This window comes from Bradyrhizobium sp., assembly GCF_036735945.1.
Taxonomy (GTDB): Bacteria; Pseudomonadota; Alphaproteobacteria; order Rhizobiales; family Xanthobacteraceae; genus Bradyrhizobium.
This window is the reverse complement of the sequence record NZ_DAINNI010000152.1, coordinates 1-10525: the sequence shown is the minus strand read 5'-3', so window position 1 is coordinate 10525 and position 10525 is coordinate 1. Positions and strand designations below refer to the sequence as shown.

Genomic DNA, 10525 nt, shown 5'->3' with positions numbered 1-10525 from the left:
TCGAGATCAACGTGCCGATCGGCTGCGGCGACGCGCCGGTGTTTCCCGGCGACGTGATCCTGGGCGATAGCGACGGCGTCATCGTGATCCCCGCGCATCTCGCCGACGAGATTGCTGACGAGGCGGTCGAGATGACCGCGTTCGAGGATTTCGTTACCGAACAGGTCCGCGGCGGCCGCGGCATCCTGGGGCTTTATCCGGCGACGGACCCGCAAACGCTGACCGATTTCGCCGCGTGGCGAAAGAAGAACGGGCGGTGATTGCGGATCGTGTAGCCCGGATGGAGCGAAGCGCAATCCGGGTCGGTCGCACCGCTCGCAAGATCCCGGATTTCGCTGGGCTGCATCCGGGCTACGATACCGTCAAACCTCACCATTCTCCGCCAGCCCCACCGCCCACAGCGCGAACGCATAGACGATCGCGACCTCATCCAGCCGGTTGAAGCGTCCGGACGCGCCGCCGTGACCGGCGCCCATGTTGGTGCGCAGCAGCACCGGGCCGCCGCCGCGCATGGTGGCGCGCAGCCGCGCGATCCATTTCGCCGGCTCCCAATAGGTGACGCGCGGATCGGTCAGCCCGCCCATCGCCAGGATCGCCGGGTAGTCCTTTGCCGCGAGATTGTCGTAGGGCGAATAGGACAGGATGGTGCGAAAATCCTTCTCGCTCTCGATCGGGTTACCCCATTCCGGCCATTCCGGCGGCGTCAGCGGCAGCGTGTCGTCGAGCATGGTGTTGAGCACGTCGACGAACGGCACCTCGGCGACGATGCCGGCGAACAATTCGCCGGAGCGGTTGGCGACCGCGCCCATCAGCATGCCGCCGGCGCTGCCGCCATGGCCGACGATGCGCTTTGCATTGGTATATTTGGCCTCGATCAGTGCGCGCCCTGCGGCTGCAAAATCGTCGAACGTATTCGTCTTCTTCTCGCGCTTGCCGTCGAGATACCAGCCCCAGCCCTTGTCGGCGCCGCCGCGGATATGCGCAATCGCATAGACGAAGCCGCGATCGACCAGCGACAGGCGGTTGGCGGCGAAGGACGCCGGCATCGCCATGCCGTAGGAGCCGTAGCCGTAGAGCAGCAGCGGCGCCTTGCCGTCGCGCACCAGATCCTTGCGGTGCAGGATCGAAACCGGCACCTGCGCGCCGTCATGCGACGTCGCCATGATGCGGGTGGTGACGTAGTCGGCGGGATCGTGGCCCGACGGGATTTCCTGGCGCTTGCGCAGGATCCGCGCCCGCGTTGCCATGTCGTAATCATAGACTTCGGCCGGCGTCGTCATCGACGAATAGGAAAATCGCAGGTTGGTGGTCTCGAACTCGTAGCCGCCCATGGTGTCGAGCGAATAGGCGGCTTCGTCGAAGGCGATGGCGTGTTCTTCACCTGTTCTGAGGTCGCGTATGATGATCGCCGGCAGCGCGTTGGCGCGCTCCAGCCGCACCATATGGCCGGCATAGAGCTCGACATCCAGCACATAGACGCCGTCGCGATAGGGAATGAGATCGCGCCAGTTGGCGCGTTCGGGCGCTGTCAGCGGCGCGGTGACGACCTTGAAGTCGATGGCGTTGTCAGCATTGGTGAGGATGAAGAGTTCGTCGCCGCGATCGGCGATCGAATATTGCACGCCTTCCTCGCGCGCCGCGACCAGAAGCGGTGGCGCGTCGGGACGATCGAGATCGATCAGCCGCTGCTCCGAGGTCTCGTGGTCGCCGCCGGCAATCACGCAGAAGCGGCCGGAAGAGCTCTCGTGCAGATGGGTGAACCAGCCGGAATCCTGCTCCTCATAGATCAGCGTGTCGTCGGCCTGCCTGGTGCCGAGCCTGTGACGCCAGACCTGCATGGGGCGGTGGTTGTCGTCGAGCTTCACATAGAAGAAGCTTTGGCAATCCTTGCTCCAGACGATGCCGCCGTCGGTCTCCTCGACGAGGTCGTCGCGATCGATCCCGGTCTCCCAGTCGCGCACGCGGATCGAGAAATATTCGGAGCCCTTGGTGTCGGCGGTCCATGCCTGCAGCCTGTGATCGGGCGAATGCCGTGCGCTGCCGAACTTGAAGTATTCGTGGTTCGCCGCCAGCGCGTCGCCGTCGAGCACGATTCTCACGTCGCCGCCGTCGCGCGGCGTGCGGCCGAACAGTTCATGCTGCCCGCCTTCGCGAAACTTCCGCAAATAGGCAAACGGTCCGTCCGGCGCCGGCACGCTGGAATCATCTTCCTTGATCCGGCCGCGCATCTCCGCGACCAGTCTTTTCTGCAGCGGCTCGGTGTGACCGAGCAGGCTCTCGGTGTAATCGTTTTCAGCTTCCAGATATTTTCGTATATCCGGATCGAGGATCGCCGGATCGCGCAACACCTCCTGCCAGTTGGCGTCCTTCAGCCAGGCGTAATCGTCCGTCACCGTGATGCCGTGATGGGTGAAGCTGTGCGGGCGCTTCGGCGCTGATGGTGCTGACAGGGCAGGCTGTTGGGTGGCGGCTTTGGTCACGCGGTCCTCATATGGCTGCAGGATCGTGCCTTATATCGGGGTGAATGCGGCAAATTACCAGATGCGCAGGACCTATGGCACCGCGCTTCCTAACTGTTCCGCAACCTCGCCCCGGCGCCGCCGCCGAACATCGGGATGCGATTCACCGCCAGCACCACCGCGAAGGTGATCACCAGCATGGCGATGCCGAGCACCGAAATGGCGGCGAGGTCGCCGCTTTCGTTGAGGTCGTAGATCAGGACCGACAGCACCTTGGTCTGCGAGGTGAACAGCACGATCGCCGCCGACAGTTCCCGCATCACGCCGATGAAGATGAAGCACCAGGTCGCGATCACGCCGGTGCGCAGCAGGGGCGCGGTAACGCGCCACAGCGATTGCAGCCGTGTCGCGCCGAGGATGCGGCTGGCGTCTTCCAGTTCGGGGTGAATGGTCGCGAACGCCGCCTGCAATTGCTGGTAGGCCGAGGGCAGGTTGATGGTGAGGAACGCGAGCAGCAGGATCCACAGCGTGCCGTAGAGCACGAAGGGCGGCCGCGTGTAGCTCAGGAACAGTCCGACGCCGAGCACGATGCCGGGCACGGCGACCGGCGCGGTGGCGAGAAATCCGAGCAGGCGATGGCTCGCGATCACGCGGCGCGTCGTGACATAGGCCACGACCAGTGCGAGGATGGTGCCGACGGTGGCGGTCGACGCGCCGAGGATCACCGTGTTCTTCAGCGCAAGCTGGGTCGACGACAACTCGGTGAAGACGAACACGATGTTGTGCAGCGTCGCCGTCGACGGCGTCACCAGCGTGGTCGCGGTCGGCGAGAACGCCGCGTTGAGCAGCGCGAGATAGGGCAGGAACACGGGATTGAGCAGCACGACGAGGCAGAACGCCAGCGCCGCCCAGCGCCAGCCGCCCATCTCGACCGGGCGCGGCGGGCCATACTTGCCGCCGACCACGGAGAAGCCGCGGCGGCCGAGCAGGAATTTCTGTCCCTGCAGCAGAAGGATCGTCAGCAGCAGCAGCGGCACGGCGGCGGCGGCCGCGAGTTCGAGCTTCGGCGGATACTGGAACAGGCTCCAGATCTTTGTCGTCATGGTGTGAAAGCCCGCCGGCAGCGCCAGGATCGCGGGCGATCCGAACAGCGTCATCGCCTGCAGGAACGCGATCAACGCGCCGGCGACCAGGGCCGGCAGCGCGAGCGGGATCGTGACCCGCCGCGCCGTGGTCCAGGCCTTGCCGCCGAGAATGGCAGAAGCGTCTTCAAGTTCACCCGGCATGTTGTCGAGCGCATTGGCGACCAGCACGAACACGAACGGAAAGGTGTAGCAGGAGATCACGAAGACCAGCCCGGTCAGCGAGTAGATGTCGAACAGGGGATCTTCGGCGCCGGTGAGGTAGCGGTAGAACTGGTTCAGCATTCCGCTGTTCGGCGCCGCCAGCAATTCCCAGGCGACCGCCCCGAGGAACGGCGGCGTGACGAACGACGCCGTGACCAGCGCGCGAATGGTCTGGCGCCCCGGCATGTCGGTGCGCGACACCAGCCAGCCGATCGGCGCGGCGACGAGGCAGCAGATCACCGCCGAGGTGGTGGCGATGATCGCCGTCGTCAGCAGCGGATCGAGAAACGCGGGATCGGTGAACAGCGTGACGAAGTTCTGCAGCGTCGGATGCCGCGCCTTGTCGGTGAACGCGAACACCATCAGCCACGACAGCGGCAGCACGATCAGCACGATCATGAACGCCGCGAACAGCCACAGCACGGGGCGGGTGAGGTCGAGGCGGGGTTTTGGGACGCCGGTCGCGGTGATGGTGGTGGATGTGGTCGCCGACATCGTCAAACCTTGAACAGCCGCGCATAGCGCGTCTTGATTTCCTCAGCCATTTTCTCCACGCCCTCCGCATCTTCCTTCATCAGCTTGATGTTGGAAATCTTCCGCCGTCCCGGCTTCGACTGCACCTGCGCGTGAACCGAATATTGCGCGGTGTAGTCGGTGAAGAATTGCTGGGTCTCGCGCGTATGGAACCAGGCCTGGAACAGGCGCGCGGCATTGGGATGCGGGGCCGATGCGAAGATGGCTGTCGGGCCCGAGATCGTCGGCGCACCCTCGGCCGGGTAGATCGGCTCGACCGGCTGACCGGCTTCCTTCAGCAGCACGACGCCATATTCATTGCCGTCGGCCATGACGGCTCGCTCGCCGAGCGACAACTTCTTTGGCGGATCGGTCGACGACTGCACCTGCATCACGCGCTGCTTCGACAGCTTCTCCATGTAGTCCCAGCCGAGTTCGCGCACCATCTGGAACGTCGCGGTCATGATGGTGCCGCTATAGGCCGGATGGCCCTTGACCATTTTGCCCGCCCATTTGGGATCGAGCAGGTCGGCAAAGCTCTTCGGCGCGTCCTCGGGCTTCACCAGTTTGGTGTTGTAGGCGATCGACGACAGATAGATTCGCGAGGCGGCCGACATGCCCTCGGGATCGCGGTAGTCGACGGGAAAGTGCTTTGCGACATCCTCCGGGACGAAGGGCGCCAGCCAGCCCTTCCGCTTCCAGGTGATGATGTGCGACGCATCCGAGGTGTTGATCACATCTGCGGCGCGAATGTTGCTGCCGAATTCCTGGTCGACGCGCTGAAACAGCCGCTCCGAGCCGGAGCGTTCGATCTGGATGGCGATACCGGGATAGGCCGCCTCGAAGGCCTTGCCGAGCTTTTCGCCGACCGGCAGGTCCATCGAGGAATAGAAGATCAGCCTGCCTTCCTTCTTCGCCGCCTCCACCAGCGGCGGCGTGATCGCGACCGGCTCCGGCGCCTGGGCGCGAAGGGGGGAGGCGAACACCGTCCCGGCGGCGACCGCGACCGAGCCTTGCAGGATGTCGCGCCTGGAAAGCCTTCGTCCCTTCATCGCGTCCTCCCGTTCTCGTTCTAGCGGCTCAGCGCCCGGCAGCGCTCAGCCGGCAGCGTCAGCCAGACCTCGCTGCCTTTGGGCACGTCGGTTTCGGTCGGCGTGGTGACGCGCAGGCTCGAGCCGTCGGCGACCTCGACCATGTAATCGCGCGCCGCGCCGAGATAGACCTGCCGCGTGACGACCGCCTTGATCGCATTGTCCGGTGACGCCGGCGCCTGCGTCGATAATCCGACGTCATGCTGGCGGATTGCGACCGCGGCGGCCTGGTCTGCCGTCAGCGGTGCGCCGATCACCTTCAGCGTCGCGCCGGAAAAAGAAACATGGTTGGTGTCGCGCGCCGTGCCCTTGATGACGTTGCTGGCGCCGATGAAGCGGGCGACGAATTCGGATTCCGGCCGCGCATAGATATCCTCGGGTGTGCCGAGCTGGTCGATCCTGCCGCCGTTCATGACGGCGATCAGGTCGGCCGTGGTCATGGCTTCGGACTGGTCATGCGTGACATAGACCGTGGTGTAGCGATATTCGTCGTGCAGGCGGCGGATCTCGAATCGCATCTCCTCACGCAGATTGGCGTCGAGATTGGACAGCGGCTCGTCGAGCAACAGCGTTTCCGGTTCGACGATCAGCGCGCGCGCCAGCGCCACGCGCTGCTGCTGCCCGCCGGAAAGTTCGCCGGGATAGCGCTGCGCCAGCGCCTCGAGCTTGGTGGTGGCGAGGATCGCCGCCAGCTTCTTGGCGATGGTGTCACGATCCATCTTGCGCAGGCGCAGGCCGTAGACGATATTTTCCGTCACCGTCATGTGCGGCCACAGCGCGTAGCTCTGGAAGATCATCGACATGTTGCGCTGCTCGGGCGGCAGCGTGCGCGCCTTCGACGACACCAGCCGGTCCCCGACATGGATCTCGCCGTCGGACGGTTCCAGAAAGCCCGCGATCAGCCGCAGCGTCGTGGTCTTGCCGCAGCCGGAGGGGCCGAGCAGGCAGACCAATTGTCCATGATCGATTTTCAGGGAGACGTTATCGACGACCGCAAGCGCACCGAATCGCTTGGTAAGACCGCGCAAATCAACCGACGCCAATCGCCTCACTCCCACCCTTGTCCTGCACGGATCAGCGCCCGGCTTGGTATGCCAGTATACGGGCAAAAACCGGTTGGGAAAGAGAGTTCGAAAGCGGCCTTTGTCGTCCCTGCGTTCGCAGAGACGACTCCTTCGGCGCCATGCGGCGATGCGACAGCCCCTACGCCCCGACGTTCTCGCCGAGATACTCAATCGCAGCTTCGGTTCCGCCCTTGCCATGGGGAATGCCGAGCGCGTTGAGACCGACCTCGACAACGCCGAGCGTGCCCAGGATCATCGGCGCATTCACATGGCCCATATGGGCGATACGAAACGCCTGGCCGGAGAGGTCGCCGATGCCGGTGCCGAGCACCACGCCGCATTTCTCCTTGCAGTAGCGCTGCAGCGCCTGCGGATCGCTGCCCTTCATCGTCACCGTCGTCACGGTATCTGAACGTTCATTGGCTTCGGTGATGTTGAAGCCGAGCACCTGCCCTTCGCTCCATACCGCGACCGCGCGGCGCACGGCTTCGGCGAGCAGGCGATGGCGCAGATGCGCGTTCGGCAGTCCCTCCTCGTGCAGCATGTCGATCGCCTTGCGCAGCGCGAACAGCAGGTGCACCGGCGCAGTGCCGGCATATTTGCGGTAGTGTTCGGTGCCCTCGCGCTCGCTCCAGTCCCAATAGGGCGTGCGCAAATCGGCCTTCCTGTGGACCTGCAGCGCGCGCTCGTTGGCGGCGACGAAGCCGAGGCCGGGCGGCGTCATCAGGCCCTTCTGCGAGCCGGACATCGCGACATCGACGCCCCATTTGTCCATCTCGAACGGCACGCAGCCGAGCGACGCGACGGTGTCGACCATGAACAGCGCAGGATGGCCGGTCGCCTTGATCGCCTTGCCGATCGCCTCGATGTCGTTATAGGCGCCGGATGCGGTATCGATCTGAACCGCGACGATCGCCTTGATGCTGTGATCCTTGTCCTGGCGCAGTCGCGCCTCGACCTCGGCGGGACGGATCGCGCGGCGCCAGTCGCCCTTGAGCACCTCGACCTCGGCGCCCATCAACGACGCCGCATGACCCCAGCCGATTGCAAAGCGCCCGCTTTCCAGCACCAGCAGCTTGTCGCCGCGCGACAGCACGTTCGACAGCGTCGCTTCCCACGCGCCATGGCCGTTGGCGATGTAGATGTAGGTTTTGCCCCTGGTGACGAACAGTTTTGAAAGATCGGCGAGCAGGCTTTCGGTCAATTCCACCATCTGGCTGGAATAGATGTCGAGCGCCGGGCGATGCATCGCCTGCAGCACTTCGTCGGGCATGGTGGTGGGCCCCGGAATGGCCAGAAATTCCCGGCCCGCGCGAACGGTCATTTGTTGGTTTTCCTTGAGTGGCAAGCACGCGGATCGCAGCGTGAGGTCAGGGCAGGATGATATTCGATCGGATCAGTCATTGCGAGCACGGCAAAGCTGCAAAAACGGTCAAATTGCACTCATTGCCCTTCACAACGGCGACAGCGGCACGTCCTATCCCTTCACCACATTGGCGATCGCGTGCCAGATCTGATCCTTCAACTCGGTCGCCGGCGGGCTCGGGATCGTCACTGCCGGCGCCTCGCGCTTCTTGCAGGCTTCGACCAGCCGCAGCACCCAGATTTCACCGTCGGTGTAGTAGGGATCGCCGCCGCCGTTTCGCCCCGCGATCGTGGGCCCTATGCCGGTGACCTGGTATTTCGCTTCCACCATGCCGGCGCCTTCCAGATCGGCGGTCAGCAGCGCGCGTTCGGCATCGAGATCGGGCGCGATGTGGTGGGTGACGGCGGCGGTATAGTGGCTGACGCCGACGCCGCGGTCTTCCGTCGCCGCGCCGAGCCAGACCGGGCGCTGCTCCGCGCCGCTCTCCAGCACCTTCCAGAACCGCACATGGTTGCGGCGGTCGGCGCTGGCGCCGATCGGCTTTTCATAGGCGAGATCCTCGCGGCGGCCGAGGTAATAGAGATTGCTCACCGGCGCGTCCCTGTAGGGCCGGTCGAGCAGCACGCTGCTGACGATCTCGATCGAGGATTTCAGCGTAATCGGGTCGGCGGGAGACCAGCCGGCCGCGTGCATCGCGCAGACGACGTCGGCGATGTCGCCGATCAGCCCGACATTCATGGGATCGCCGGGAATGTCCTGCGCCGTGCGCGTCACCATCGGCATGCCGGCAAGCCCGCGCTGATGCTCGTAATGCGTCCAGAATCCCGGCAGCACCAGATATGCGAGCAGGCCGTAGCCGACGAGGATGACAAACGTCAGCATGGCGGCTCGGCGCCACCCGCCCCGCCGCTGCCGTCGCAATCCTCGTTCAGTCGAAATATTCCCCACAGCGTTGCGCTCGAAAGGAGTGCGTCAGGAAATGTTGGTCGGACTTCCCCTCTCCGCGTCCTTCACGTGGAGAGGGCCGGGGTGAGGGGCTCTCTCCGCAGGCGGGGAGAGTTTAATGCAAAAACTACCGCCGTGTCTCCCTGCAGCCGGCGGCTTCGGCTTCCTCGACCGAGCAGAACCAGCGCGTGCCCTTCGATATCTTCATCTCGATCTTCGCATACCAGCGGCTGGTCGGCTGATGAAAAATGCACTCGCCGGAACGGTTGACGTTGCCCTTGATGGTGCAGTCGGGGGACGGCGCCACCGGTCCGGATGCCGATGCCAGCAGGATCGCCTTCGCGCTTTCCGGCGGCTTGACGGCGCCGAGGATCGCGGTCTTCTTGTTGCGGATGCGCCAGTCCCATGGCGCGATGAACGCGCCCTGCCACATCCCCGCCTTGGCCTCGCGGGCGGCCTTCTCGTCGGCTTCGTAGTCGCGCGAGATCCGTGCCAGCGCCAGCGCCCAGCCATGCGACACCATCCATCTCTGGATGTCCTCGCCGTCGGCCTCGCAGCGCGCCACGATGCGGCCGCGGCGATCGGTGACCGACCTCGCGCGGCAGGTCCAGCTCTTGCCGCCGAAGCGTTTGGTCAGTTCGTCGCGCGCGGCGACGCCGCAGGTCCAGCGCTCGCCCTTGGTGTTGAGGCAGAGCTGATCGACCGCCGGCGCGTCGATGCCGCCGAGGCGGATGCGGCTGTTGCCGATCTGGACGTAATCGCCCTCGCGGATTTTCGGAACGCCCGTGATGTCGGCCGCCTGCGCGACCGCGGGAAGCGACATCAGCAATAGTGCGGACAGCAATTTCCGTAATGTCATCGGCGGTCCCGGCGAAAGGCGGCTGATAGTGCGGACAAAGCGCCCGGCGTGCCAGTGCCGCGGCGTCGCATGGTTTTCAACTTCCTGTCATCGAACCGGCGAATGGCGAATAGCGAATGGAAGCTGCTCACCATTCGCCACTCGCCATTCTCCGCTTCGCCAGCGCGAGCGCCATCAGCACAAAGGCCGAGGTCACCTCCGGTCCGCCGACCAGGATCCGCGTCGGCGTCTTCATCTTGTTCCATTCATAGGCCTTGTACGGGCCGTGCCGGCCGCCCTCGCCGAGGCTTGCCGCGATACAGGCCAGCGCCGGCGTAAAGGTCGAGACGTCGGCGCCGAGATGCGCCAGCGCCATCAGCGCCAGCGCCGCGTCGAACGCGTTCATCTCGCGCGCGATCAACTCGCCCTCGACATAGGCCAGCACGCGAAGGCGGATGATCTCGAACGCGCCGTCGGGATCGATCGCCTGCCGCGCCGCCGCGGGCAATGCCATGTAGGCGGCATGGCAGCGGCCGAAATAGGCGGAGTAGAGCTCCGGCAGGTAATAGATGTGCGAGCGCGGATTGGCGAAGGCGCCGCTCTCGGCGAGCTTGCGCTGGAAGCCGATGATGCGATGCACCGTCTGCAGCCGCGCCGGCGTTTCGAGAATCTTCCAGCGCTTGAGGTTGCGGAACGAGACTTCGAGAATGTCGAGATTGAGGGTGGGATCGAGGTCGTTGCCGTAGGGCCGCTCGCCGGCGAGATTGTCGATCCAGGTGACGACGCCGCCTTCGTACTCGATGTTGTCGTTGAGCGGTACGGTGACGCGCGGCTCGTTGGCGCCCTCGCGCACCTGGTAGCCGCGGTAGAAATCCAGCAGCGGCTGGTCGAGGATCGGATCGG

The 10525-nt window shown here is 64.9% G+C and carries 7 protein-coding genes and 2 pseudogenes; 1 reads left to right on the top strand and 8 read right to left on the bottom strand.

Annotated elements, in window-relative coordinates; translation table 11 throughout:
• Positions 1-260, top strand: a pseudogene (locus tag V7E26_RS26875) (ribonuclease activity regulator RraA); the annotation flags it as partial.
• 102 nt (positions 261-362) lie between these two features.
• Here V7E26_RS26875 and V7E26_RS26870 read toward each other — a convergent pair.
• The 8 genes and pseudogenes from V7E26_RS26870 to V7E26_RS26835 form a co-directional block, all read right to left on the bottom strand.
• Positions 363-2480, bottom strand: a complete 2118-nt coding sequence (locus V7E26_RS26870) for a S9 family peptidase (protein ID WP_324422189.1) — start codon at positions 2478-2480, stop codon at positions 363-365.
• 89 nt (positions 2481-2569) lie between these two features.
• On the bottom strand, positions 2570-4300 hold the full coding sequence (locus V7E26_RS26865; RefSeq protein ID WP_324422187.1) for an ABC transporter permease: 1731 nt from the start codon (positions 4298-4300) through the stop codon (positions 2570-2572).
• A gap of 2 nt (positions 4301-4302) precedes the next feature.
• Positions 4303-5370 (bottom strand): ABC transporter substrate-binding protein, encoded by a 1068-nt coding sequence (locus V7E26_RS26860; protein ID WP_324422185.1) that lies wholly within the window; start codon positions 5368-5370, stop codon positions 4303-4305.
• Between the two features lie 20 nt (positions 5371-5390).
• Positions 5391-6461 (bottom strand): ABC transporter ATP-binding protein, encoded by a 1071-nt coding sequence (locus V7E26_RS26855; RefSeq protein ID WP_324422183.1) that lies wholly within the window; start codon positions 6459-6461, stop codon positions 5391-5393.
• Positions 6462-6612: 151 nt separating this feature from the next.
• Positions 6613-7797 carry a pyridoxal-phosphate-dependent aminotransferase family protein gene (locus tag V7E26_RS26850; protein ID WP_324422181.1) on the bottom strand — a complete coding sequence of 395 codons (1185 nt, stop codon included), beginning with the start codon at positions 7795-7797 and terminating at the stop codon, positions 6613-6615.
• Between the two features lie 153 nt (positions 7798-7950).
• Positions 7951-8721: an LssY C-terminal domain-containing protein gene (locus V7E26_RS26845; RefSeq protein ID WP_324422179.1), complete on the bottom strand. Its 771-nt coding sequence runs from the start codon at positions 8719-8721 to the stop codon at positions 7951-7953.
• A gap of 190 nt (positions 8722-8911) precedes the next feature.
• Positions 8912-9643 carry a thermonuclease family protein gene (locus V7E26_RS26840; protein ID WP_324422177.1) on the bottom strand — a complete coding sequence of 244 codons (732 nt, stop codon included), beginning with the start codon at positions 9641-9643 and terminating at the stop codon, positions 8912-8914.
• A gap of 127 nt (positions 9644-9770) precedes the next feature.
• Positions 9771-10525, bottom strand: a pseudogene (locus V7E26_RS26835) (hypothetical protein); the annotation flags it as partial.